This is a genomic window from Paenibacillus chartarius, from assembly GCF_042432825.1.
Taxonomy (GTDB): domain Bacteria; phylum Bacillota; class Bacilli; order Paenibacillales; family NBRC-103111; genus Gordoniibacillus; species Gordoniibacillus chartarius.
This window is the reverse complement of record NZ_JBHLWN010000078.1, coordinates 1-24,647: the sequence shown is the minus strand read 5'-3', so window position 1 is coordinate 24,647 and position 24,647 is coordinate 1. Positions and strand designations below refer to the sequence as shown.

20 protein-coding genes and 1 pseudogene are annotated in these 24,647 nt (G+C 53.4%); 14 read left to right on the top strand and 7 right to left on the bottom strand.

Annotated elements, in window-relative coordinates:
* The first annotated feature begins 112 nt into the window (after positions 1-112).
* From ACFFK0_RS21675 to ACFFK0_RS21640, 8 genes and pseudogenes are all read left to right on the top strand, one after another.
* Positions 113-1,723, top strand: a complete 1,611-nt coding sequence (locus ACFFK0_RS21675; RefSeq protein WP_377472458.1) for a response regulator transcription factor — start codon at positions 113-115, stop codon at positions 1,721-1,723.
* Between the two features lie 37 nt (positions 1,724-1,760).
* On the top strand, positions 1,761-3,527 hold the full coding sequence (locus ACFFK0_RS21670; RefSeq protein WP_377472457.1) for a sensor histidine kinase: 1,767 nt from the start codon (positions 1,761-1,763) through the stop codon (positions 3,525-3,527).
* A gap of 238 nt (positions 3,528-3,765) precedes the next feature.
* The gene (locus ACFFK0_RS21665; protein ID WP_377472456.1) at positions 3,766-4,698 is read left to right on the top strand and encodes an ABC transporter permease; all 933 of its coding nucleotides are present in this window, start codon (positions 3,766-3,768) and stop codon (positions 4,696-4,698) included.
* 165 nt (positions 4,699-4,863) lie between these two features.
* A complete protein-coding gene (locus ACFFK0_RS21660; protein WP_377472455.1) occupies positions 4,864-5,622 on the top strand; it encodes a carbohydrate ABC transporter permease in 759 nt (252 codons plus the stop codon).
* Between the two features lie 69 nt (positions 5,623-5,691).
* Positions 5,692-7,365, top strand: coding sequence for an extracellular solute-binding protein (locus tag ACFFK0_RS21655; protein ID WP_377472454.1), 1,674 nt, complete (start codon positions 5,692-5,694; stop codon positions 7,363-7,365).
* A 105-nt stretch (positions 7,366-7,470) separates the two neighbouring features.
* Complete coding sequence (locus ACFFK0_RS21650; RefSeq protein WP_377472453.1) at positions 7,471-8,130, top strand: histidine phosphatase family protein; 660 nt, start codon at positions 7,471-7,473, stop codon at positions 8,128-8,130.
* Positions 8,131-9,028: 898 nt separating this feature from the next.
* Positions 9,029-9,442, top strand: a pseudogene (locus ACFFK0_RS21645) (ABC transporter substrate-binding protein); the annotation flags it as partial.
* A gap of 102 nt (positions 9,443-9,544) precedes the next feature.
* Positions 9,545-10,108, top strand: coding sequence for a nitroreductase family protein (locus ACFFK0_RS21640; protein WP_377472452.1), 564 nt, complete (start codon positions 9,545-9,547; stop codon positions 10,106-10,108).
* 45 nt (positions 10,109-10,153) lie between these two features.
* Here the strand turns inward: ACFFK0_RS21640 and ACFFK0_RS21635 are convergent, their stop codons facing one another.
* The gene (locus ACFFK0_RS21635) at positions 10,154-10,516 is read right to left on the bottom strand and encodes a cytochrome-c oxidase (RefSeq protein WP_377472451.1); all 363 of its coding nucleotides are present in this window, start codon (positions 10,514-10,516) and stop codon (positions 10,154-10,156) included.
* Between the two features lie 51 nt (positions 10,517-10,567).
* Positions 10,568-11,125 carry a cupin domain-containing protein gene (locus ACFFK0_RS21630; RefSeq protein ID WP_377472450.1) on the bottom strand — a complete coding sequence of 186 codons (558 nt, stop codon included), beginning with the start codon at positions 11,123-11,125 and terminating at the stop codon, positions 10,568-10,570.
* Positions 11,126-11,321: 196 nt separating this feature from the next.
* On the opposite strand from ACFFK0_RS21630, the gene ACFFK0_RS21625 reads away from it, so the two are divergent.
* Positions 11,322-13,412, top strand: a complete 2,091-nt coding sequence (locus ACFFK0_RS21625; protein ID WP_377472449.1) for a LuxR C-terminal-related transcriptional regulator — start codon at positions 11,322-11,324, stop codon at positions 13,410-13,412.
* Between the two features lie 511 nt (positions 13,413-13,923).
* On the opposite strand, the gene ahpF is transcribed toward ACFFK0_RS21625, so the two are convergent.
* On the bottom strand, positions 13,924-15,453 hold the full coding sequence (ahpF, locus tag ACFFK0_RS21620) for an alkyl hydroperoxide reductase subunit F (protein ID WP_377472448.1): 1,530 nt from the start codon (positions 15,451-15,453) through the stop codon (positions 13,924-13,926).
* A gap of 14 nt (positions 15,454-15,467) precedes the next feature.
* Positions 15,468-16,031 carry an alkyl hydroperoxide reductase subunit C gene (gene ahpC, locus ACFFK0_RS21615; RefSeq protein ID WP_377472447.1) on the bottom strand — a complete coding sequence of 188 codons (564 nt, stop codon included), beginning with the start codon at positions 16,029-16,031 and terminating at the stop codon, positions 15,468-15,470.
* Between the two features lie 422 nt (positions 16,032-16,453).
* On the opposite strand from ahpC, the gene ACFFK0_RS21610 reads away from it, so the two are divergent.
* Positions 16,454-17,035, top strand: a complete 582-nt coding sequence (locus tag ACFFK0_RS21610) for a Crp/Fnr family transcriptional regulator (RefSeq protein WP_377472445.1) — start codon at positions 16,454-16,456, stop codon at positions 17,033-17,035.
* Here ACFFK0_RS21610 and ACFFK0_RS21605 read toward each other — a convergent pair.
* A complete protein-coding gene (locus tag ACFFK0_RS21605; RefSeq protein ID WP_377472444.1) occupies positions 16,994-17,692 on the bottom strand; it encodes a DUF4386 domain-containing protein in 699 nt (232 codons plus the stop codon). The two genes, ACFFK0_RS21610 and ACFFK0_RS21605, sit on opposite strands and share 42 nt — an antisense overlap.
* Before the next feature lie 404 nt (positions 17,693-18,096).
* Between ACFFK0_RS21605 and ACFFK0_RS21600 the strand changes: the two genes are divergently transcribed.
* Together ACFFK0_RS21600 and ACFFK0_RS21595 are read left to right on the top strand one after the other, a co-directional pair.
* A complete protein-coding gene (locus tag ACFFK0_RS21600) occupies positions 18,097-18,996 on the top strand; it encodes an AraC family transcriptional regulator (protein WP_377472465.1) in 900 nt (299 codons plus the stop codon).
* Positions 18,996-19,898 carry an alpha/beta hydrolase family protein gene (locus ACFFK0_RS21595; protein WP_377472443.1) on the top strand — a complete coding sequence of 301 codons (903 nt, stop codon included), beginning with the start codon at positions 18,996-18,998 and terminating at the stop codon, positions 19,896-19,898. Before ACFFK0_RS21600 ends, ACFFK0_RS21595 begins: the two co-directional genes overlap by 1 nt.
* Positions 19,899-20,009: 111 nt before the next feature.
* On the opposite strand, the gene uraA is transcribed toward ACFFK0_RS21595, so the two are convergent.
* Positions 20,010-21,287: a uracil permease gene (gene uraA / locus ACFFK0_RS21590; protein ID WP_377472442.1), complete on the bottom strand. Its 1,278-nt coding sequence runs from the start codon at positions 21,285-21,287 to the stop codon at positions 20,010-20,012.
* Positions 21,288-21,567: 280 nt separating this feature from the next.
* Here uraA and ACFFK0_RS21585 point away from each other — a divergent pair, with 280 nt between their 5' ends.
* Both ACFFK0_RS21585 and ACFFK0_RS21580 read left to right on the top strand, forming a co-directional pair.
* A complete protein-coding gene (locus ACFFK0_RS21585; protein ID WP_377472441.1) occupies positions 21,568-22,410 on the top strand; it encodes a putative RNA methyltransferase in 843 nt (280 codons plus the stop codon).
* A gap of 38 nt (positions 22,411-22,448) precedes the next feature.
* Complete coding sequence (locus ACFFK0_RS21580) at positions 22,449-23,504, top strand: LLM class flavin-dependent oxidoreductase (RefSeq protein ID WP_377472440.1); 1,056 nt, start codon at positions 22,449-22,451, stop codon at positions 23,502-23,504.
* Positions 23,505-23,852: 348 nt separating this feature from the next.
* Here ACFFK0_RS21580 and ACFFK0_RS21575 read toward each other — a convergent pair whose 3' ends face one another.
* Complete coding sequence (locus ACFFK0_RS21575; protein WP_377472439.1) at positions 23,853-24,146, bottom strand: Dabb family protein; 294 nt, start codon at positions 24,144-24,146, stop codon at positions 23,853-23,855.
* Positions 24,147-24,647: the final 501 nt, after the last annotated feature.

Genomic DNA, 24,647 nt, shown 5'->3' with positions numbered 1-24,647 from the left:
CCCTAGAAAAAAATTACTTTATATCCCGTTAATCTTCCTCCGTTATAGTGGTGCTAGACGGAAATCCCGTATTGGGAACCAAATAAAAGATCAAAGAAAAGGTATGTTAACCATGGCGAAATTACTGATTGTGGAAGATAACGATTTTGAGAGAAATGCCATGCAGCATTACATTGATTGGGATATCATGGGCATCCGGCAGGTGGAAGCGGCGTTCAACGGGTTGGATGGTTTGGAAAAAGCGACAACGTTCATGCCTGATATCATCATCAGCGACGTGATGATGCCGGGTATGAACGGGATCGAGATGGCCAAAAACATCATGAGGCTGTGCCCTCATGCAAAATTCATATTTTCCAGCGGACATGAGGATGTGCGTCTTCTTCAGGAAGCGATGGAGGTTCGGGCCTATCACTATTTGATCAAACCGATTAAACAAGAGGAATTAATAAGCGTGATCAAAAAGACGACTTCCATTCTGATCGACGAGAAGCTCACGAGCATTGCACATAACAAAATCATCGAACAATTTCACGATAATCTTCGTTATTTGCAATCCCGATTTCTCGAAGACTTCCTTGTTTCGGGGAAGAACACCCATGATATGAAGTCTTTAATTGTTCAGGCACGCGATCTCCAGTTAAACATGGTCGGGATGTACAAGCTGGCTCTAATCGAGCTAGATGTTGACGGCGACACGGATGTTTTTCAGCTTTCCGATGTTCTCCAAGTGGTTTTACACAAACTTGAAAGCGCCTGCAGCCCAAAGCATGTGTACGTATTTAAGAGTTCGGGCAATTGCATCATTGTCCTTCTGCATTCCTTGGTTAAAGGGGAGGAGGAAGGGGCGCGGACCATCGACGATATTGATCGGGAAATACGATTGTTGTCCGAAACCGTCAACTATAAGTTTACGATCGGCGTCAGTGATCTGGTTGCGAATGTGGAAGAGCTGCCCAACGCTTATCGGCAATCGCGGGTTGCCGCTAGCCGCAAAATCAAGCTGGGGTATGGGCAGCTCGTTCATTTTTCGGCGTGTCAGGAGCCCCATAGCGATGCATTGGAAACGGAACAGCAGGATCCTAAGGCTGCCATTGCGCAGCTGATCGATGCGGCAATGAAAGGCGAGTATAGTGAAGCGGATCTTGACCGGCTAGTCCAAGTCATGCGCGTGGATCCCCGCCGGAACTGGGCTCGCTTCCAGAGCTTGTTCATTCTGCTGATTTCCAATTTGGCCATGCAATTGGCAGGTGCGGGCGAAAGCTTGGGGAGGATAGCGGAAGAAGAAAGGGAGATTTATGAGCATATTCTTAATGCCAAGACCATCCCGGATGTGACCCAATATACGAACAACATCTTCACTTCCATCTCTTCGTACATGGAGCGAAAAAAACGCAATAAAGATGATTACATCATCAACGAAATCCTCACGATCCTAAATCAGGATTACCGTCACCCGATTACGCTTATCTCTCTTTCAGAGCGGGTATATCTGAGTCCCAACTATCTCCGGATTTTATTCAAAGAAAAAATGAAGATCAGCATCCAGGAATATTTGACGAATCTTCGACTGAACAAGGCGAAGGAATTATTAAGGCAGACCCGGTATAAAATCCACGAAATCGGCGAGATGGTCGGGTACGAAAACAGCACCTATTTTAACATCGTGTTCAAAAACTACATGAAAATGACACCGGGCGAATACCGAAGCAAATTCAAGTGAAATTAAACAGGCAAATGCTGATGGAGCGTGCGAGGTCATGGGTGGACAATCGATCCGTGCAACAAATAACGGCTACAAATTTTTTCACATCATACTTGCCTTCAATATCCTTACGGTGCTTGTATGTTCCGCTACCATCAGCTCCATCTTATATGAAAGATTAAACCAAACGCTTAACAGCCAGAACGAGGAGTTTATGCATTACGCCACGTCCCAAGCGCTCAATGGCGTCGAGAACATCATGAAAAATTGCGAGTTGACGGCCCGAAATATCTACTCCGATAGTACGGTAGCCAATCTATTTCTCGGCGCTTACTCCGGCAATGTCAATTACACGCTATTCCACCAGTTTATGCTCATAAACAATAGTTTTGAAAATTACGTCGCGACAAACAATGATATCAAGAGCATCACCATTTATAAAATGGACCCTGAGCTTATTACGGACGGTAAAAACATCCGAAGCATCGAGAGCTTTAAGCGGCAGGATCTGATGCAAAAGGCGATCGAAGCGCACGGGAAAGAGGTTTGGGTAGCCTATGAGGAGGAAGGTGGAGGAGTCAAAATCCTCTTGCTGAAGTACCTCAATGTTAACCTGCCGGGCGGAATATTAGCCGTCGAAATGAATCAAGATCGATTGAGCAGTTTGTATAAAGGCGATAAGAACGCCAAATATCTGCTGTACTTAATGAGTGAAGGCAATATTATTTTTAGCTCCAATCCGGACTTTCGGATCGGGAAGGAAACGCTGGACGATGTGGGGCAAAGCGTTCATAGGAATCGGGGCTTTGCCAAGCTAGAGCAGAGCCAAACCGCCTACTATTCGTATTCCGGGAAAGTCAACGAAGCTATATCGGTCGTTATCCTGTATGACGCCTACGAGTTGGGGAGAGAAAAGCGGTCCATTGCGAAGTATGTCTTGATATGCACATGCTTCTTTGTGCTAATCGGCGTGGCATTGGCGGTATGGTTTTCCACGCGATTTGCCCAGATCATCGAAAAGCTCGCGAATAAAATGAAAGCAATCGAAAATGGAAATATTCATCTGTCGCCGGATCCTACCAGCATTCGCGAAATCGCGGCGCTGGATCGAACTTTATGCCGCATGGCGAGGAGGATTGACGGACTTACCGAAGAAGTCGCAAGAACAGAGCGCCAAAAGGTTGAAAGCGAAATTAAATATTTACAGATGCAGATGAATCCTCATTTCCTCTATAACTTGCTTTCCGCCGTAAGATGGATGGCTTTCCGAAAAAGCGAAACGAACATCGTGCAAATCATCGACCTGTTAAGCGATTTCTACAAAATCGCGCTCAGCAAAGGAAGGGACCTTATCACCATCCATTCCGAAATTCAGCTGATCGAACATTATGTCGCGCTGCAAAATTGTTGTCTCAGCGATCCAATCAAGCTGACGGTTCGTGTAGATCGGGCTTGCAAGAGTTTGCAGATCAGTAAAATGACCTTGCAGCCGTTTGTCGAGAACAGCATCATTCATGGAAGAGTCCATGGAAGAATGCTGCACATCACGGTGGATATTCGCAAGCAGGGAGACCGCTTCGTAATGACCATCGAGGATGACGGCATGGGGATAAAGGAAGAGGTTATCGCCTACATAGAGAGTTTGAACAAAGGGGAGACGTCTGCCTACAAAGTAGGTTACGGCGTCACCAACACGTTCGCGCGCCTAAAACTATTCGATCGCAATGCCGGTATTCGAGTGTACCGGGGTAACCCGGGAACGATCGTAGAGCTGTCGGTTTCCGCTGAACAACACAGGGAATCGGATGCGGTGACGCGTTAAATGCGAACACTCCGGGGATGCCCGGCTTTTTTTATGGAAAGCGAGATAGTTTTGTTGCCGCTATTAGCATCGAAGTTGGTTTCTATTGAAAATGTTCGAATCTATCGGTTTTTACAATTTGAAAAAAAACGATTAACGGAATCCGTCGATGGATACTTCAATTGAAGCGACTGGCTGGACCCGGCATAATTAAACTATGAGACAGGAGGAACATGATGAGGAAAAGGAGAGGAATCAGGTGAGTGTATCCGGCTATCGAAGCCATGGCATGCTAAAGAAAATCAAGAGGCAGAAAGTTCATCTCCTTCTGCTGGCCCCGTTTCTTCTCTTCATCCTGATTTTTAAATACATCCCCATGTACGGCTCGCTGCTGGCTTTCCGGGAATTCTCCTATCGGACGCCATTCGGCGGAAAGTGGATTGGCTTCACTTATTTCAATGCCTTCTTCAACAGTCCCGATTTTTCCCTGGTCATGCGCAACACGCTCGTGATCAGTTCCTTGAATCTCGTATTTTCCACAGTTGCGGCCATATTATTTGCGATCCTGATATGCGAAGTTAGGAACGTCATCTTTAAGAAATGGATCCAGACCGTCTCCTATTTACCCCACTTTATTTCATGGGTCGTAGTAGCAGGGATGGCGATGACGATTTTCTCTATCGACGAGCTTGCGCCGGTCAATTCGTTCTTGCTTCATATGAAGATGATTGATAAACCAATAAACTTTCTGGGGGAGGTGGATCACTTCTGGCCATTGGTTACCGGCCTCAACGTGTGGAAGAACGTAGGATGGAATTCGATTATTTATATCGCCGCCATAACCTCGATTGATAAACAGCTGTATGAGTCGGCTATGATCGACGGAGCAAGCAGGCTGAAACAGATTCTACATGTTACACTGCCATCTATTCTTCCTACCATCATCCTGCTATTTACCTTTGGCGTTGGATACATCTTGAATGCCGGATTAGACCAGCAGCTGTTTCTTCAAAATCCGATGAATATGCCGCATGCCGAGGTGCTGGACACGTACGTTCTGAAATACGGCCTGCAGCAGGCGGCGTACTCCTATGGAGCGGCTGTGGGTTTGTTCAAGAGCGTAGTCGGACTCGCCTTGCTCTTCCTTTGTAATTACGCATGCAGAAAATTCCTGAAGATGGGGATATTCTAGACGGATCGGTCTAGAGGTCGCAATGGGGGACGTTAAATGAGACGAACAATGGGGGAACAAGTATTTCATGTATTCAATCATGTTTTTCTGTTGGGTATTGGATTTTGCGCCGCCTTTCCTTTCTGGAACATCTTTGTAACGTCCTTAAATGATGCAAGGGATGCGATGAGAGGAGGCATTTATTTCTGGCCCCGCAAATTTTCCATCGAAGCCTATGTGGCCATCTTTAATGAAAGCAGCTTGATGCATGCCACCTATATCAGCATAGCCAGGACTGTACTGGGGACAATTCTTGGACTCGTTTGCTCGGCGATTCTTGCTTATCTGCTATCCAATCGCGAGCTGATATTTAGAAGAGGCATCCTGTTTTTCTTTATCTTCACCATGTATTTCTCTGGGGGCTTGATCCCGGAATTCATGCTCTTCAAAAGTCTGCACTTGTATAACAATTTTCTGGTCTATATTGTGCCCGGTGCAATCCATATTTGGAATGTGATGGTCATGAGACAGTTCTTCGAGGAGCTTCCCGCATCGCTTGCCGAATCGGCAAGAATCGACGGGGCGTCCGAATTAAGAACGCTGCGAAGCATTATTCTTCCCATGTCGAAGCCCGTATTGGCAACTATCGCATTAATGATCGGCGTTCAGCAGTGGACGACCTGGTTCGATACCTATATGTTTACGTCGGGATCAAGCGATCTGGCAACCCTTCAAGGGGTGCTTGTCAAAATACTGATGGAGACCCAAATACAGTCGATGGACCCTGCCCAAGCGGCCAGGCTGGAGCAGTCCGGAACCATTCTGACGCCTGAAGTGATCAAGATGGCGACCATCACCATTACGACGGTCCCCATTGTGATGATCTATCCGTTTTTGCAGCGTTATTTTGTGGACGGACTCACGGTAGGCGCTGTGAAGGGATGAATGGCTTCGGGTATGCGGTATCGCGCAGCAGAAGCTTTTCATAAAACACGAGAAGGTAGGGACGAAAGAATGAAACGGTATCAAAGATTCGTGAAGCCCGTTGCAGCCGCGGTGATCTCCTTCATGGTGCTTGGCGCATGCAGCAATAACTTGGCCACCGAAGGCGCCGAACCGGCAGCCCGTAATCAGGAGGGCGCTACGAAAGAAGAACCGATCGTATTATCGATCGTGAATTCAGCCGGAGGCACACCCAGTTTCCCTACAGGCGATCCGTTCTGGGACAATAACCCCGTCGCGAAAGCATTGGAGGAGAAGCTGAACATCAAGCTAAAGTGGGATGTCTATTCAGGGGTGGGCAAGGATAAATTGAATGTGACGCTGGCTAGCGGCGATTACCCGGATCTCATTATGCTATCCGATCCCGCTCGCGTCATAGCCGATAAAATCGCCATTCCGCTCAATGATTTGATCGATCAGCACGGGCAGGATCTGAAAAAGAAATACGGCTCGGCGCTTAACCTGCTCAAGCAAAGCGATGGTAAAATCTATCACCTGACCAACTCCTACTTGCCGGAAGGGGCAGCGCCTCCCGGATACGGGTACAGCTTACAGGTGAGGAAGGACATTTACGAAGCGTTGGGTTCTCCAAAGCTGGAAACCTCAGACGACGTCTATAACTATTTGAAGCGGGTTAAGGAGAACTATCCGAAGACGCATGACGGACAAACCATGTATCCGCTGAGCGGCTTTAACCGCAACTGGGGGTCGCCATACTTTGGCATGATCGCCATGGCAGGCTCGCCGGCTGATTCGAAGCTCTATATCGGGAAGGACGGTTCCGTCCAATATTGGCCGAAGGCGCCTTGGGCGCAGGAAGTGCTGCAGTTCTACAATAAGTTATACCGCGAAGGACTCATCGATCCCGAAGCCTTTACACAGGACTATGCGACATGGCAGAAGTCCAAGCTCTACCCGGCAAGAGTTGCGGCTCACATCGGCGGATGGAACCAAACGTATGACGTCTTGAAAACTTATACCGACGCCAAGCTGCCCAATGCGGAAAACATGTATTTCCAGAATGCGGTATTCAAGTTTCCTTCCGGCGATAAACCTGCCGTATTCTCCGTCAGCAAGAAGGGCACGGGGGCAATTATTATTACGGACAAATGCAAAAATCCGGAAGCTGCCATGAAGCTGCTTAACTACTTGACTACCGAAGAAGGGAATCTCCTGGCCATGAACGGACCGGAAGGGATTCAGTGGGACATGGCCGGCGGGAAGCCGACTCTGAAGAAGTCCTACCTTGATCGATGGATTGCAGGGGAAAAGCAAGTGAATATCGAGAAAGAAACGGGTATGGGTCATTACGCCAGACTTGTGGGCTCCGACCTTGGCAAAACCAGCTGGGGGACGTATTGGATCTTAAAGGATGACCCGATTGCGACGAACGATACGAGGGCGCAGCAAAGAGATAAGGCCTTAAGCCCTTATTGGTACGACGCTACTACGTTGGGGGATCTGATGGTTGGAGCGGATACGGATACCTTGAATAAACAGCAGGCTGTCGATAAGAGGCTATACGAGAACGCATTCTCCGTCATTCTGGCTAAATCGGAGGCAGAATGCTTGGCGGAGTTCGAGAAATTCGTGAACAATCTTGATGCCGCCGGCGCCGTTCAAGTCGAGGCATATATGACGAAGATGCATAAGCTGTACGAGAATCGATTAGCGGGTAAGCCATAATGTTCATGTCGCGAATGGATGGAGAAACGGCAATGGGTGGAGACATAGGCTTCCACCCATTGCCTTTATTAAAGCAATCGTCCCAGTGATCGGAAGGAGAGAACGATGAAACTAACATTGATAAGGCATGGACATATGGCAGGAGACCCTTTTATATGCCCGGAGAGGCCGGTTAAAGGGTGTTTGTCGGAGGAGCACGGTATTCTGCAGGCAAAGGCCACCGCGGAGGCGTTAAGAAACGAAAACTTTGACTATGCGTTCTCGTCCCCCTACGGCAGGGCATTGCAAACCGCCGAAATCGTCATGGCGGAGAGGGAAACGGATATACGGATACTGCCTTATCTATACGAATGGATGCCGAACCGCGCGCTGGAACAGGTACCAAGCACGGTGCTTGAGGAGATGCAGCGACAAGCGGGCGATGCCTATGCCGAGGATACCTGGAAGACGGAAATGGGAGAGGGTTATTATGACATGTGCGCCAGGATCATTCCCCCCTTTCTGAAGGATATGAGCGCGATTGGCCTCCATAGCCGGATGGGCGGCTTTGTTCCCGAAGAGCATGCCAAGGAGCTATCCGTTGTCGTGTTCGGACACGGAGGTTCACTGGGCATCCTGGTAAGCTTTTTACTTGGCGTGAGGCCTTTTCCGGTCGGCAGTTTTACTTTTGAACATACCGGAGCTGCGGTCCTGCATTTCACGGAACGGAAAGGAATTTACTACCCTCAGCTGGTCATTCGTGCGCTTCATCGTTCGTCGAGCTAGTGATAACAACGGGCAGGGGGGACGCTTCTAATCCGATGGAGCAAAGGATCTGGACAGGGTCGGCGCGATGTATAGCTGAGCAAGCGGTAATTGTGTAGGGCAGGGCACTCGCTGTTGCGGCTGCTCTTTTTTGCCGTACAGGGAAGTTATGTGAAGCATCTTTCTGCGGGTCGGCGGGCACCGGATTTCGCCTGATGTCATAAATCGACGGGCCATTTTATCTACAGTTAGGAACCTTCCACCAATATCCATGTAAATGTGCAGGAATGATAAGCCAACCGGGGACATGTGTGCGAAAATGCAGGAATCTCAGGCGCTTAAGCAATCGTCGAGGAGATTGTAACTAAAAAGACTGCCAGGCTGGAACGCATAGCTAGGAAGAACGTCTCCCGTTTGAGTTCATTTCAGTCATCTTTGCAGGTTCAATTCAATAACGTGCCCCCTCAAAATAGCCGATTCCCTTGAATCACCCCGCAAGGTACCGGTCATACGACAGCGTTCAACTCCCTTGCCCCGGCAGGTAATTCCCAACTGACACAATATTTGATACACTATTCATTGAAAATGAGAATCAATATCACTAAGAGGTGCTGCCACTTGCCGATTAACGAAACGACGCCCGCAGACATGACTCTAGATCAGTTGTCCGTCAGACTATGGGCTATTGAAATCGTATCGAAGGGAGGACGGCTTCGCATCGAGCCGCAGTTGACCGTGCCGGCGGCGCTGGTCGTGCTTCTTCGGGGAGAAGGAACGTTAACTCGCGATACGGATACGGCTCCTATTCGGATGAGGCGGGATACCGTCTATCTATGTCCGGAAGACAGCACCTTCGGCTTTGAGGGAGGCGGGAGCGGGGAATGCGAAGTCGCCATGCTTCGATTCGGCCTGTTCCGAGAAGGGCAAGAAGGTTGTTGCGGTGCGCGTTCGTACCGGAAAGCTATACGTGTACCCGGACTCGGTATTCTTCAATCCGGTGCTGTACGGCGATCTGGGGATCGAAGCTCCTGCCGAAGTAAAAGCGGCGAAGGCGCAGGAGGAAATATCGGTCGAGAAGTTCGCGGCCATGAATCCGGACTACGTGTTCCTGCAATTCTCGCCCGACGAGAATAAAGATACGCCGAAAGCGCTCGATACGTTAAAGAGCAACCCGATTTTGAAAAATGTCAATGCGTTCAAGAACGGCAAGGTATTCGAGAATGCGGCCGATCCGCTCGTTCAGGGCGGGACGGCGTACAGCAAAATTCACTTCCTGAAGTCAGCGGTCGACAGCTTGGCCGGCTGCTGCTGCCCTACAAGGGGAAAGGGCTGAGGATCGCCCATAGGCTCTTCGCAGGCGAAGGGCACGTATCGGTCATTCCTCCGCTTGTGAGCAGCATGCTGAGATTTATTTTACAAGAGGAGGTACTTGAGAATGGAGTTAGCACAGCTCATTAGGGACCGCCGGTCGGTTCATCGGTTCGAGGATAAGGAAGTACCCGTCGAGCTCGCGCTCGAGCTTCTGGATACGGCGGTCTGGGTGCCGAATCACCGGATGACGCAGCCATGGCGGTTCATCATCAGCCACGACGAAGGCAAGCGCCGGATGGCGGAAGCGGTGCGGTACATGAAGGAGATCCGCGAGCCGGACCCGTCCAAGCGCCAAGAGACCGGGCAGAAATTTTACGATAAAATTATGGCCGTTCCGATGATCATTACCGTCATTATGCAGGAGAATACGAACCTCCTGGTGCGGGAGGAAGATTACGCCTCGGCGAGCTGTATCATTCATAACTTCAGCCTGCTTGCGTGGGAACGGGGGATCGGACTCGTATGGGAAACGTACCCCTGGCTGCTCGAGGCCCACTTCCGCGAAACGATGGACATTCGTCCCGGGGAGAAGGTGCTGGGCAACCTCCACGTGGGCTACCCGAAGCAAATACCGGCCGCCCAGCCTCGCATTCCTGCTGCGGACCGCGTGACAATGTACGGATCGTGATTCAGCGGTTGGGCAAGGGTGACCCTCCTCGCTCAATCATTTTGTTTACTCGCGCACGTTGCGCACCACATTGATGAAGAAAACGAGAGTTCCAAGGACAACCAGAATGCCGCCGACCGGAATGAGCGGCCCAAGACCGGGAAAACCGAGAATTAAAGAGGTAAGTCCGCCCATCATAAGGGGCACTCCAAGGTTATGCGTCCAGAAGTGCAGCTTCCCGAGTAGTCTTGTAGCGGCCGGGAAGTGATGGTATACAAGACCGGCAATCGCCATAGACACCCAACCGACCAGGTTCAGATGCACGTGGACAGGACTTAAACCGAAGTTCTCGGTCATAGACATTCCCATTCCCATAACGACCCCGACCAGAAAATAGAAAGAAGCGATTTTCAACATACGAATACCCATACGCCTTCATCCTTTCGTTTGCAATTTATACGTGTCATCTACCTCGCACTCTCACCGGCAATATGTCTGCAGAAGGCGCTCTTCCACGCCAAGATGTGTCGCGATTCTGTAGAGAGTGCCGAACATACCCTTTTGCAGCCAGAGCGGAATTCCTTTCATATACGTCTCACCGAGCTTGAACATAACGGCCAGCTCGAAGATGTTGCGGGGAATGCCGCTTTTTTCGTGCACCTTGCCGTCTTTTACTAGACCATAGGCAATACGGAGCATCCGTTCGAAGCTTCGGGCCGGAGCGATTTTCACGTGGAACATAATGCTCTCGGAGCCGGGGTTGAAGAAGCGGTGCGGTACCCCGGGCGCGGCCGATGCAGACTCGCCGGGATGCAGTGTCAAAATTGAGCCGTCCACTTCCAAATGAAGTTCCCCATGAAGCGCTTCAAAATGCTCTGTAAAAGCAAGATGATAATGCAGACCGACACCGCCGCCGGGAGCAAGCTCCACCTTCACATATTCATAGGCGCCCCCGGATTCTTCCGCGGTTGTCACGAAGGTTACCCGATCCTTAGCGAGCCGGTTCTCAATCGTTCTGGATAATGAGCCGCTGTTCAATAGGTTTAGCCTCCTTAGTAATTACGCGCAGCCTATTTGGCCGCCGTTTGCTTGACATAACCTTAGCATAGGACAGCGGGGTTTGAGCACTATACCGCGGTATAGTTTGATAGTATACTTGGGGTTATAAATGTGAGACGGATGGACAAATCAGCCAGATGTACGGGGGTTATGAATGACGGGCGAGGGGATTCGAATGAACTGGGCGACTGGGCAAACCGGTGAGTCGGCGCAGGCTCCGACCTTGGATGAAAGAGAGGATGCCTACCTGGTCGGACGGGAGCGGGAGAGAGCGCTGTTCGAGCAGTTTCTGAACGGAGATTCCGGCTTAAAGCGGATTTGGAGTCTGTACGGTACGGGAGGCGTCGGCAAAAGCACTTTGCTGGACGCGTTCCGAAGACAGGCGCGCAGACGCGGTGCCGCTTTCTTCCTGCTGGACAGCCGAGAGTTTGGGCGAACCGGCGAATCGTTCTGCAGAAAGCTGCTGGAGCTAATGCCCAACGGTAAGGAGAAGGGAATTGAGAAAGAGAACGGTGAGACTCTTACGGAACAAGTCCTCGGCGGTTTGTCCAAGCTGGCAGAGGAACGCCCGGTCGTTGTTGCCGTCGATACGTTCGAGGAGCTCAGCCACCTGGAAGGCTGGCTGCTGGACGAATTCCTGCGAGGGCTGCATCCCGACGTGCTGATCGTGGCGGCGGGACGTCACCCGCTCAAGGGCCGGTGGATGCTGTCTCCGGCTTGGAGGGAGCGTACGTTATGGCTTTCGCTTGGCCATCTGCAGCGGACAGAAGTGTTGGAGTATGCGCGCAAATGCGGAATAACGGATGCGGACCAAGGTGAACGACTGTGGGAACGAACCCAAGGCCACGGGCTGTCGCTGGCACTGGCCGTTTCCGCTGAGCTGATGGGCAACGGAGGGCCGCTCGACCAACAAGGCTGGTCCGCGGAGCTAGCTTCACTGTGGCTGAGGGAGGTGCCGGACGAGGAGCTTCTGGTCCTTGTCGAGGCGGCGTCCATGTTGCGATTGTTCAACCAGGAGCTGCTCGAGTATATTACAGGACAGGACGTCGGTATGGTTGCTTTCGCCAAATTAACGGAGCTTTCCTTCGTGCGAAAGTCAGGCAAGGGCTGGCGAATGCACGATTTGATGAGAGATTCGACCCGCGGCCATCTGAGAGAACGGTCGCCCGCCAGATTTGCGAGGCTGATGAAGCGCTGCGTTCTTTATTACGTAACGGTCATCCGCGAATCGTACCGTAAGCGGGACGTTGCGGACGAAGTGGGAGAGCTGTTCTATTATATCGGCAATGAAGTGATGCGGGCCTTTCTCAATGGTCCTGACCGGGGGGATTACGAATGGGAGCCATTAACGGCCGCCAACCTGGAAGAAGGACGGCATTATCTGGAGAGGCGCCATAACGAGGCGAGGTCCTTCACCCGAAGAGGCATAGATCCTGTAACGGGTGAGCTGATGGAGCAAGGCATGTCCGAGGTAGAGTCGTTGTATGCTATTGCAGAACTGGATCTGGAAGAGCTGCTGGCCTTGGGGCGGCAGAGCGTCATGCTGATGAAGGCTCAAGATGGCACGGTATGCGGTCTATCCGCTATTATTCCCATTCATTCCGACACGATTAGCTATTTGGAGCGTAACCCGTTCTCGGGTCCGTATATACGCAGTCTGACCCTTGACGAACGTAAGGCTCTGGAAGTTAAGGGCCCCGATCCTTCCGGTTGGTTTATCCGGAGCATTGACGTACTGGACTGGGAAGATACCTCGATGCTGCTTGAAGCGGTTTCCCGAATGTATACGTACATGTGTGCGGGCAAGCTGTTCTTTGCTACGCCCCCTCCACTGGACATTCATCGCCAATCTCATCTCGGTCTTGGCTTCGAGCTGCTTTCGCATGCTTCTCATTGCAGTTATGACGGCAAGACGCCTACGCCTACATTTGTGCTGGATACTCGCGGAGACAAGCTGGAAGCGTTCCTCGCGGCGATGCTGGGCCGGGTCGGACTGGATCGGGAGGAGCTGTCGCCAACCGAAGGGAATGGTGCAGGGAGGAAGAGCATGAGCGATCAGGCGGAGTCGGAGCGCCGGTTCGAGACGGAAGGGCTGACTGAGCGGGAGCGGGAAGTTGTGCTGCTCGTTCTGGAAGGCTGCTCCAATGCCGAAATTGCAGCCCGCTTGTTCGTGAGCGAGATTACGGTGAAGAAGCATTTAAGCTCGGTGTACGCCAAGATGCAGGTGAAAAACCGAAGTCAGCTGATTAAGGCCATTTTGCAGTGAACTGGTCTCCTGCTTCGTCAACCTATGTTAATGAGAACGCATGCCCCGCCCCTTACAATTACATTGGATTCATCATTATCCGAAGGCGAGATTGACGTGAACGTTCGTAAGAGAAGCCGGTATTTGCTGCCGCCTCAGCTATTTCTGATATGTTTCATCGTCATGCTGCTGCTGCGTACGTATGTCCCGTTGTTTGTATGGCATAGCTATCCTTATACGCTTATCGGGATTGTATTTGCGGCTATTGGTCTTGGACTAATCATTGGCGGCTCCGGCACATTCCGCCGTGTGAAAACCAACATTCATACATTCAAGCAACGATTATTCCGGTTATTGTATTCCCGGTCGTAACGAATCAGTTGTATATCAAGTTTGAAGAAGGTGTACTGGAGGCCAAGTTCGGAAGTGACTATATGAGCTTCAAAGCGACAACAAGAAGATGGCTATAACGAAAAACAGCCGCCTCACTACCTAATTAGATAGCGAGGCGGCCGTCGGTATGAAAGATGTGTTAGTTCCGGATCAAATAATCGAATGCGCCCAGCGCCGCTGTAGCGCCCGAACCCATCGAAATGATGATCTGCTTATACGGGCTGTTCGTGCAGTCGCCTGCGGCAAACACGCCCGGCAGATTGGTTGCGCCATGACTGTTGACCACGATCTCGCCCATGCGGTTGCGCTCGACCGTATCGCCCAGCCAATCCGTATTCGGCACCAGTCCGATCTGGACGAACACGCCTTGCAGCTCGACATGCTTCTCCGCCCCGGTATCACGCTCAATGTAGGTAATGCCGTTGACCTTATCGGTGCCGGTGATTTCCTTCGTTTGAACGTTCTTCAGAACCGTGACGTTCGGCAGGCTGTACAGACGATCCTGCAGGACCGCATCCGCCTTCAGCTCCGGATTGAACTCCAGAACCGTAACATGCTTGACGATGCCGGCGAGGTCGATCGCCGCCTCAATGCCGGAGTTACCGCCGCCGATCACCGCTACGTCCTTGCCGATAAACAGTGGACCGTCGCAATGCGGGCAGTACGCTACGCCTTTGTTCTTGAACTCGGCTTCGCCGGGCACACCGACATTACGCCAGCGCGCGCCTGTGGAGAGAATGACGGTCTTGCTCTTCAGAACGGCGCCGTTCTCGAGCTCGACTTCGACGAGGTCCTTCTTCTCCAGGCGCTTGGCGCGCTGGAGCTTCATCACGTCGACGTTGTACTCCTTCACGTGCTCTTCCAGGCTGGCCGCCAGCTTGGCGCCTTCCGTATGCTTTACGCTGATGAAGTTCTCGATGCCGACGGTATCCATCACCTGACCGCCGAAGCGCTCGGCTACGATCCCTACGCGAATGCCTTTGCGAGCTGCGTAGATCGCCGCGCTGGAGCCGGCAGGACCACCCCCGACAACAAGCACGTCGAAAGGCTCCTTATCCGCAAACTCGGATGCATCCGGAGCATTGCCCAGCTTCGCGAGAATTTCCTCCAGCGACATGCGGCCGCTGCCGAAAAATTCGCCGTTCAGGAAGACGGACGGTACGGCCAGGACATTCCGGCTTTCCGCTTCTTCTTTGAACGCTGCGCCGTCGATCATCGTGTGCGTAATGCCGGGATTGAGGACGCTCATCACGTTCAGCGCCTGCACGACGTCCGGGCAGTTATGGCAGCTCAGGCTGATGAATGATTCGAAATGGTATTCGCCGCGGATGCTCTTGATCTGATCGATCACGCTTTGGTCGACCTTTGGGGCTCTTCCGCTAACCTGCAGCAGAGCCAGCACCAAGGAAGTAAACTCGTGGCCGAGAGGAATACCGGCGAATGTTACGCCGGTATCCTCGCCCACGCGATTCACGCTGAAGCTTGGCGTTCTTGGCAGAGAAGCGTTCTCTACCTTGATTCTGGACGACATGGTGGCCAGCTCATCCACGAGTGCCAGCATGTCTCTCGATACGGGATCGGATCCCGCACTCACTTTGAGCAGGATGTCGCCTTCCATGAGCTGAAGGTATTGATTTAATTGTGCCTTAATATCTGCGTCAAGTATCATGGAGCATCAACTCCTTAGATTTTCCCTACGAGGTCAAGGCTTGGCTTCAGAGTTGCAGCGCCTTCCTGCCACTTAGCTGGGCAAACTTCGCCTGGGTTGTTGCGAACGTATTGAGCTGCCTTTACCTTGCTAACCAGGATGCTGGCGTCGCGGCCGATACCGCCGGCGTTGATTTCAACGGCTTGAATAACGCCGTCCGGATCGATGATGAACGTACCGCGGTCAGCAAGACCGTCTTCCTCGATCAGCACGTCGAAGTTGCGGGAAATCGTGTGGGACGGGTCGCCGATCATTACGTACGTGATTTTGCGGATCGTGTCCGAGCTGTCATGCCATGCTTTATGTGTGAAATGAGTATCGGTCGATACGGAGTATACTTCTACGCCGAGTGCTTTCAGGGCGTCGTATTGGTTTTGCAGGTCTTCCAGCTCAGTCGGGCATACGAAAGTGAAGTCGGCAGGGTAGAAGCAAACGATGCTCCACTTGCCTTTGAAGTCAGCTTCGGTAACTTCGATGAACTTGCCATTGTGGTACGCTTGAGCTTTAAACGGTTTTACTTCAGTTCCAATCAGAGACATAGTAGGGTTCCTCCTAAAAGTGGTTTATTTAAAATCATTATAAATAAATATTAAGTACTGTGGGGCCGTTTGTCAAGTCCTGGTGAACCGGTCATCGCCACAGTGCTAGAGACGCTATTATTCGGCTTGAAGCCACTGTTCGACTTAATTTGGTATTTGCATTAACGCGGCGTTTTACCCCCTCAATTCGTTTGGGATACCGCCGGACAAGGATCGATTGACCGGTGGCCATCCATCACCTATAGTTACGCTAAACAGGAAAACTGATACAGAGCTGCGGAGATTTTTTCTCGGATGATGGATATGAAGGGCCGTTACTGCCATTTTCAAAGAAAGGTTTCATATTGGAAAGCGGCCAAGGGATTTATAAGCAAATTTGATATTGATGTAACCGGTTACAAAAAATCGAAAGGAATTCGACTATGAAGCATATTCTGTACAAATACATGACCCGGTTCACGTCCCTCACCGAAGAGGAACAGCGGGCCATCGCCGAAGATATTGTCGTGGAAACGTTCAAAAAGGGCACCGTTCTCCTCAGGCAAGGAGAGGTCCCCGCGAAATGCTATTTCGTGTTAAAGGGATGTGTCCGACAGTACTCGGTCGATGAGGAAGGAAAGGAAGTGACGTCTAATTTCTATACCGAAGAGCAGGCGATCGCGTTCTTCAATGCCCACAAGTCAAACAAATGGTCCGAACACACTTTAGCCTGCGTAGAGGACTCCGTCATGGTTGTCGGCGATCTTGCCGGCGAGAAGGAGATGTACTCGAAATATGCGGAGCTCGAAACGATGACACGCAGGATGATCGAGATCAGCTTCGGCCAGATGCAGGAGGAGTTCGCGGCATTCGTCGCTTCTTCGCCCGAAGAACGGCTGAAGTCGCTGCAGCGGAAGCGGCCGCAATTGCTGGAGCGCGTCCCGCAGCATCAATTGGCCAGCTATCTCGGGATGACGCCGGAATCATTTAGCCGAATTAAGAGACGGCTTGAACAACAGCCATAAGGCAAATCCCAGCTCCCCGGCGATCATCGGCAGCATAAACCCGTATTCCAGCATCGTTACGAGTGCGGCGTATTCCGGAGCGAACGCGCGGCCCAGGTGAACCGCGACATAGCCTGCCCCGGCTGCGAGCAGCAGGATGCCGATGATCCTGGGGATAGCCGGAGAGCGCAGGGCGAGGCAGCCTACCAGCAGTAAATGTCCGCCAAACACAATGAGCCCGACAGACCAAACGCTTTCGAAAGCCTTTAGAAACAGCATTGCGAGACCCGGCAGCTGCCGGCCTGCGGCGAACAAAGACGCTGCGGCGCTGCTGCCGTTCGTTAGAAGGGATACCATGATCAAGCACATGATAGCGATGCCCAATATGGAAGCATAGGATAAGCGCAGCCATGCCGCGAGCAAAGACAGACCGTGATGAATAGGCTTCAGGAACAGGTAAAATGCCCATGCGACGACGATGTCCAAGATCAGGATCAGCAGCCAGCCGAAAATTTCCGCTCTGAACAGCATGGAGGAAGCTGTAAGCCTTTGAAGGGTTGCCTGGGCTTCTCCCGGCACCACAAGGCTTCCGTGTACGTAGCCGTACGAGAACGAGGCGGCGAGGGTCATGAGGATCAGCGCAAGGCCGGCAGTTCGTGCAGCGGTCTTCTCATTCACGGGTCAGCAGCCCTCCCGGAGCGGTAGTGATTCCATTGTACCGGGGGGGATGGCGACGGTTCATTGACTTAAATCAAGAGGCGAAAAAAATTTAGAACCGGACCCCGATATTTTTCGTAGTACTGGATACAGTTTTAGTACCAAGGAGGTTGTTTCCTATGTCCATGACGCTGTCATACCTTCAGACGGAAACGGTTTTCGATTCGATCTATAAGCTGGTCTGGTATTTGCGAAAGAGACGAAGACCACGCTAGCCTATATAATAAACAGCAAAGCGCGCCTGCGAAGCCTCATTCGCGGCGCGCTTTTTTCATGCCGGACCTTAACTTTCGCAAAAAATATCAAAACACCGGCGTCCGAATATCGTACACTGGTGCTATTCCGATGGAGGGTCGACCGTGCGCATGAACTATCTCGATTCCGTAACCAAAGCTATCTCCTACATAGAAAATCATCTGACCGACGAGATCACAACGGAGCGAATCGCCGATCAAGCCGGTTACTCCGGCTACCATTTTCACCGCATCTTCCAATCGGTGACACGAAACACGGTTGCGGAGTACGTCCGGAAACGGAGATTGACGCATGCGGCGTACGACGTATTCGGGACAAGACTCAGAATCGTGGAGATCGCGGTCAAATACCATTTTGACTCCCAGGAAGCGTTCACCCGCGCCTTTCAGAGCATGTTCTTCATTACGCCGGGGCAATTTCGCAAACAGGCGAGCATGAAGGATACGCTGTTTCGTACGATGGGAAAGCATGCGCTGGACGAAGGCCGGCTGGAGCATTTGCTCCAGGGCATCACGCTGGATCCGAAGATCGTCGATGTGAAGACGCTGCAGCTCGTCGGCATGGAAATAAGGGGAGTCGATCCCGGGGAGATCGCTATGCTGTGGAACGAGTTCAGGCGGCGCGCACCGGGGATTCCTGATAGACGAGACAGGGATTCCGCGATCTATTATGCGGTAGTGGAGCCGACCGGAGTTCAATGGGAGCTTTCCTACACCGCATGCGTTGAAGTGAGCGCGATCACGGGCCGGCCGCCGGAGGGAATGATCTGCAAGGCGCTTCCCGCAAGCACCTATGCCGTGTTTACCCACAGGGGCTCGCTGAAGAGAATTCCGGATACGTATCACTATATTTACAGCACGTGGTTCCCGAAATCGGGCAGGGAGCGTTTGGATGGAGCGGAGTTTGCACGGTACGATTCCCGGTACTTGGGTCCGGCGAATGACGACTCGGCGTTGGACTTGTATATTCCCGTCGGCCCGGTAAAGGTAAAAGAAAGGAAGAACCTTTGATGAGATCAAACGAAGAACCGCCGCATGGCTGGGCGGGATGCCGTGAAGTCGCGTTCACGGACGAAGCGCTCCAGCTCACCATTCCTATGATCGTCATGTATCCTGCAAATACGCCCGAACGGGCGGATCGATTGGGGCCGTATCCCATCGAGCTGGCTAGAGAGGCCGAGCCGTTGCAAGGCAGCTTCCCGCTAGTCCTCATCTCGCACGGTACCGGCGGATCGCCGCTGGTGTACCGGACACTAGCCCGGCACTTGGCGCAGAACGGCTTCGTCGTCGGCATGCCGGAGCATCCCCGCAATAACCGGAACGATAATAGCTGGGAAGGCACGATGCAGAACCTTATCGACAGGCCGAGGCATCTGCGGATGGCGGCCGATTGGTTGTATCGGGACGAGCTGCTTGCCCCGCTGATCAAGCCGAATGCCGTTTCCGTCATCGGCCATTCCATGGGCGGCTATACGGCATTGGCCGCATCGGGCGGGGTGCCGTCGGCGTTTCCGCACGAAGCCCCTGACGGAGATCCGCGGAAGATTGAGGTTACACCGGATTCCCGTATCCGGTCTCTGGTTCTCTTGGCGCCGGCAACGGTCTGGTTCAGGGCAGACGGCGCCTTGCGCGAGGTGAACGTTCCGATCTTGATGCTGGACGCGGAGAAAGACCCGTATACGCCCGCATATCACGCACAGATCGTATTAGGGGGCGTCGCCGACCCGGGCAAGCTTCAATACCGAACGATCGAAAATGCCGGACATTTCTCGTTCTTGAGCCCGTTTCCCGCATCCATGCACAATCCGTCCTTCCTCCCTTCCCAGGACCCTCCCGGCTTCGACCGCGAGCGATTTCATCAATCGCTTCAAGCGGACATTCTCCAATTCCTGCGCACCTGTCATGACGGCTGAGCAGCTGGCTGCTTTGGCCGAAAGCGCAAGCAAAACAGCCCCGTTAACGGTTCAATGAACCGCTGCCGGGGCTTCTTCCAGAAGCAATACTTATCCAGCTTAATGCCCTTCTTAGTCCGCCTCATTTGACCACTTCATCACCTCAAACAGCTTGAACGTCAGACTGAGCACGATCGCAATTACCGTGGCGAGAGCCATGCCCTTGAGCTCCAAATGTCCCCAGCGGAACACGGCCCCGCTCAAACCGACGACGAGTACGACTGTCGTTAGGATGAGATTGGCGGGCTTGGAGTAATCGACCTTCGTCTCCACCAGCATGCGGAGGCCGGAGGCGGCAATGACGCCGAACAGCAGCAAGCTTACGCCGCCCATCACGGGCGTCGGAATCGTCTGGATGAGAGCGGACAGCTTGCCGACGAAGGAGAGAACAATCGCCATGACGGCCGCCATTCCGATCACCCAGACGGAATAGACGCGGCTGATTGCCATGACGCCGATATTTTCGCCGTAGGTCGTGTTCGGGGTGGAGCCGACGGCTGCGGAGATCACGGTCGAGACGCCGTTGCCGAGCAGCGAGCGGCCGAGTCCCGGGTCCTGCGACAGATCTTTGCCGACGATGTTGCCGGTGACGATCAGATGCCCGATGTGCTCGGCAATGACGACGAGCGCCGCAGGGGCGATAATCGCAATGCTCGGCCAGTCCAATACCGGCGTGTAGAAAGTCGGCACCGTCAGCCAGCCGGCGGCCCCGACCGCTTCCGCAACATGGACGATGCCGAGCAGGCCGGACAGCACGTATCCGATGACGATGGCGATGAGGATCGGGATCACTTTAAGGATGCCGCGGAACAGGACGGACCCGAGTACGCCGACCAGCGAGGTGACGACGGCGACCGTCACGGCTGTCGGGTCCGGTGACCAGCCTGCGGGAGCTCCGTCCGGTGCGATGAAGCCGGCCATGCGGGCCGCCGTCGGCACGAGCTCGAGACCGATGACGGCCACAATCGCCCCCATCGACGCGGGCGGAAAGACGACGTCGATCCAACCGGTCCCGACATAGCGAATTAACAGCGCCACGATCATAAAAATGATGCCGACCGCCAGAAATCCTCCGAGCGCAGCCTGATAGCCGCCTTTGCCCGCCAGCACGGCAAAGACGGGAGACAGGAAGGCGAAGCTGGAGCCGAGATAGGCCGGGATTTTCCCCTTCGTAATGAAGATGTACAGCAGTGTCCCGATCCCGTTCATCAGCAATATCGTGGCCGGGTCGACCTTGAACAAAATGGGGACGAGCACCGTCGAGCCGAACATGGCGAACAGATGCTGCAGTCCGAGCGGCAAGCTTCGCCAGAAGGAAAGTCGTTCATGAACCTGAATGATGCGAGACATAGATGAACCCCTCTTTTGCAACGGATTGTAAAAAGCTTCTTTCGTATTATAGACAAATGAAGGAGGCAAGAAAAGGAACAAGGGAATGGTGCCTTCTGTCGGGAAGACGGCCCGGTAAGGGCGTTCTTGGGAGGAGAGGACGGAAATGCGGTGAGAAGACGCCCAAAAGCGGATCGGGTTGATTTCCTGAGCGCGGCAGCGTGGCTTCGGGGGATAAGCGGCTTTTGCCATCCGGATGCATTTCATCTACAATGGTGCCAAGCAGCTTGGAAGGGGGCGCATGATGAGCGGAGAACTGCTATGGGCGTGTCCGGTGTGCGGAGCGGGACTGGAAGCGGAGGGCCGCAGCTACCGCTGCGCGAACCGGCATACGTACGACCTGTCGGCGAGCGGCTACGTGAATTTGCTGCTGGCGAACCAGCGGAAGAGCAAGGACCCCGGCGACAGTAAAATGATGCTAACGGCACGGCGCCGTATTTTGGAGGCGGGGCATTTTCGCAGCTTGGCGGATGCTTTGGGGCGGCTGACCGCCGGACTGGCGCACTCCGGGCGAAGCCCCTTCACGGTGCTCGATGCCGGGTGCGGGGAAGGCTATTACTTGGAATGTGTACTGGATGAATGCCGCCGGCACGGAATCGAAGCTCACGGTTACGGGATCGATATTTCCAAGGATGCCGTAGCGATGGCTGCGGCCGCTTCGGAAGGGGGACGCTTCGCCGTCGCCAGCTCCCGGTACCTTCCGGTAAGGTCGGCGTCGGCGGATGTGCTGCTGCAAATTTTCGCTCCTCACAGCGATCTTGAATTTCATCGGGTGCTGCGCGGTGACGGGAAGCTGGTGACGGTCATCCCCGGTAAGGATCACCTGTTCGGGCTCAAGGAGCTGCTCTATGAGAAGCCCTATTACAACGATGAGGCGGAGCATCCGTATCCTTCTTTTGCCCTTCAGGAGAAGATTCGGATCCGGGATGAGCTCGTCTTGACGGAGCCGTCCGCCATCCGGGATCTGGTGATGATGACGCCCTACTATTGGCGCACGGAGCCGGCTCAGCTGGAGCGGCTGGCTGCACGAAGCGAGCTGCGGACGCCGCTCGAATTCGTGGTGACGGTTTACGGGAAACAATAATCATATGACACGGCTAAACAGCTCAGGAGGATGACAGCGTGGAGATCGGAATCAGCACCTTTGTGGAAACGACGCCGGACCCCCGGACGGGAGAAGTAATCCCTCATGCGCAGCGGCTGCGCGAGGTTGTGGAAGAGATTGTGCTTGCAGATCAAGTGGGATTGGACGTCTTCGGGGTGGGCGAGCATCACCGGAGCGATTTTGCCGCATCTTCACCGGCGGTTGTGCTGGCTGCTGCGGCTCCGATGACGAAGCGGATTCGGCTCACCAGCGCGGTCACGGTGCTGTCATCCGCAGACCCGGTACGGGTGTTCCAGGACTTCGCTACGCTGGACGGCATTTCGAACGGCCGCGCGGAGATTATGGCGGGGCGGGGCTCGTTTATCGAGTCGTTCCCGCTGTTCGGCTACGACCTTGATGATTACGAGATGTTATTCGAAGAGCGGCTGCAGCTGCTGCTCCAAATTCGCGACTCGGAGAAGGTGACATGGGACGGCGGCGGCCATAGGCCGGCGATTCGGGGCCTCGGCGTATACCCGCGCCCGGTGCAGGATCCGCTGCCGGTCTGGATCGGAAGCGGGGGCAATCAGGAATCCGTCGTTCGCGCGGGCTTGCTCGGACTGCCGCTTGTACTTGCCATCATCGGTGGCCGCCCCCTCCAATTCGCTCCTCTAGTGGAGCTGTATAAGCGTGCCGCGGCACATGCGGGGCATGATCCCGACAAGCTGCCGGTGGCGTCGCATTCGCACGGGTTTGTTGCGGAGGACACCGAGACGGCGGCGGACAAATTTTTCCCGCCTACGCAGTATGTGATGAACGTGCTGGGGCGCGAGCGGGGCTGGGGCCATTACGACCGGTCGGCATTCGATGCCGCGCGCAGCTTCGAAGGGGCGCTGTATGTCGGCGATCCGGAGACGGTAGCGGCGAAAATCGTCCATCTGCGCAAGAACGTAGGGATCACAAGGTTCATGCTGCATGTGCCGGTAGGATCGATGCCTCATGCGGATGTGATGCGGGCGATCGAGCTGCTCGGTACCGAGGTGGCGCCGCGGGTGCGGGAAGAAGTTGCGGCATGGGAGAAGAGCCGGGGATAGATAGGCCGATCGGCTTCCGGTAACAGATTGGAAACGGCAGCTGACCCAAGAGTGTTCGCACAATAGAGCATGACCCGTAACCGCAACAGGACTTCGATTCCCTTCCCGGGGGTTGAGGTCCTTTCTTATGAGGCATGGGAGAGAAGGCTCGCTGTCCGGAGGACTGCACATCGGAGAAGTGGTCTAAGCTTAACGATCGCTAAGCGGCATCATCAAACCAAACAAAAGAGCGTTAACGATGCCCTTCATCGCTAACGCTCGGATACAAAGGCCTGCCGCGCATTTTCCACAACCTTAACCATGTGTTACATCGCTAAGCGAGCGCCGCAGCGGCTCTCATCCGGCCGCTTAAATTTCAATATCGACGCCGATGCTGTCCAGGCGGCCAACTTCGCGGATGAACGCGACAACGGCTTGATGATCCTCATTCACCGTATAGGCATCCAGAGCGGCTTGGTTCTCGAAGCGGACCATGAGCACCACTTGGAATTCTTTGCTCTTCTCGGCGATGTTCAGGCCGGCTTGAATCTCCGCGATGCCGGGTACGGCAGTTTGCAATGCTTTGAAACGGCTGCACACCTCCAGGAGCTGTTCTCTGGTCGTCGTTTCGGCAAATTTGAGCAGTACGGTACGTTGAATCATGGATTGTCCCTCCGATAGGTAAGTGATGACTAGGCCATACGTCCTTACAATTGTACCAAACGGGAGGACAAACACCAACAGCGGCGAGCGGTAGGTGTCGGCATGCCGAAGCCGCGCAGGACACAGCTCAAGGAATAGACCCGATGCGGCCGCGAAGGGCCGATCGGGTCTTCTCGCTTCTTCAGGAGTATTAGATTCACGCTGTACTTTGGCTAATTGCGCTGCATGCGTTATGAAGGAGGATAGAGAAGACGAGCAACCGGCACCCGTCTCACAACCAGCTTCACGCCATAAACGCGCACGTCATTTTGGCCGATTATTGGATTGCATCCACGCCATGTTTGAATGCTGGTACACAGTCTGCGGTTTGACTTAGGACCTGGCATGTGAATAGCGGATTGGCAGGGAGTTATTTTCTCGAATTGGCCAAGGCCCCTCCAAATCGGTCAGGCCCCCTAATTCCGGAGTTACCATCATAAAAACTTGGTTAGTCTTAGTTTC

What these genes read in the sequence shown, in the direction of transcription:
- ACFFK0_RS21585 (WP_377472441.1), top strand. Translation starts at nt 21,568, where the DNA reads ATGATGAGCGGAGAACTGCTATGGGCGTGTCCGGTGTGCGGAGCGGGA.
- ACFFK0_RS21670 (WP_377472457.1), top strand. Translation starts at nt 1,761, where the DNA reads ATGGGTGGACAATCGATCCGTGCAACAAATAACGGCTACAAATTTTTT.
- ACFFK0_RS21640 (WP_377472452.1), top strand. Translation starts at nt 9,545, where the DNA reads ATGGAGTTAGCACAGCTCATTAGGGACCGCCGGTCGGTTCATCGGTTC.
- ACFFK0_RS21675 (WP_377472458.1), top strand. Translation starts at nt 113, where the DNA reads ATGGCGAAATTACTGATTGTGGAAGATAACGATTTTGAGAGAAATGCC.
- ACFFK0_RS21635 (WP_377472451.1), bottom strand. Translation starts at nt 10,516, where the DNA reads ATGGGTATTCGTATGTTGAAAATCGCTTCTTTCTATTTTCTGGTCGGG.
- ACFFK0_RS21595 (WP_377472443.1), top strand. Translation starts at nt 18,996, where the DNA reads ATGAGATCAAACGAAGAACCGCCGCATGGCTGGGCGGGATGCCGTGAA.
- ACFFK0_RS21650 (WP_377472453.1), top strand. Translation starts at nt 7,471, where the DNA reads ATGAAACTAACATTGATAAGGCATGGACATATGGCAGGAGACCCTTTT.
- ACFFK0_RS21575 (WP_377472439.1), bottom strand. Translation starts at nt 24,146, where the DNA reads ATGATTCAACGTACCGTACTGCTCAAATTTGCCGAAACGACGACCAGA.
- ACFFK0_RS21655 (WP_377472454.1), top strand. Translation starts at nt 5,692, where the DNA reads ATGAAACGGTATCAAAGATTCGTGAAGCCCGTTGCAGCCGCGGTGATC.
- ACFFK0_RS21625 (WP_377472449.1), top strand. Translation starts at nt 11,322, where the DNA reads ATGAACTGGGCGACTGGGCAAACCGGTGAGTCGGCGCAGGCTCCGACC.
- ahpF (WP_377472448.1), bottom strand. Translation starts at nt 15,453, where the DNA reads ATGATACTTGACGCAGATATTAAGGCACAATTAAATCAATACCTTCAG.
- ACFFK0_RS21610 (WP_377472445.1), top strand. Translation starts at nt 16,454, where the DNA reads ATGAAGCATATTCTGTACAAATACATGACCCGGTTCACGTCCCTCACC.
- ahpC (WP_377472447.1), bottom strand. Translation starts at nt 16,031, where the DNA reads ATGTCTCTGATTGGAACTGAAGTAAAACCGTTTAAAGCTCAAGCGTAC.
- uraA (WP_377472442.1), bottom strand. Translation starts at nt 21,287, where the DNA reads ATGTCTCGCATCATTCAGGTTCATGAACGACTTTCCTTCTGGCGAAGC.
- ACFFK0_RS21660 (WP_377472455.1), top strand. Translation starts at nt 4,864, where the DNA reads ATGAGAGGAGGCATTTATTTCTGGCCCCGCAAATTTTCCATCGAAGCC.
- ACFFK0_RS21600 (WP_377472465.1), top strand. Translation starts at nt 18,097, where the DNA reads ATGAACTATCTCGATTCCGTAACCAAAGCTATCTCCTACATAGAAAAT.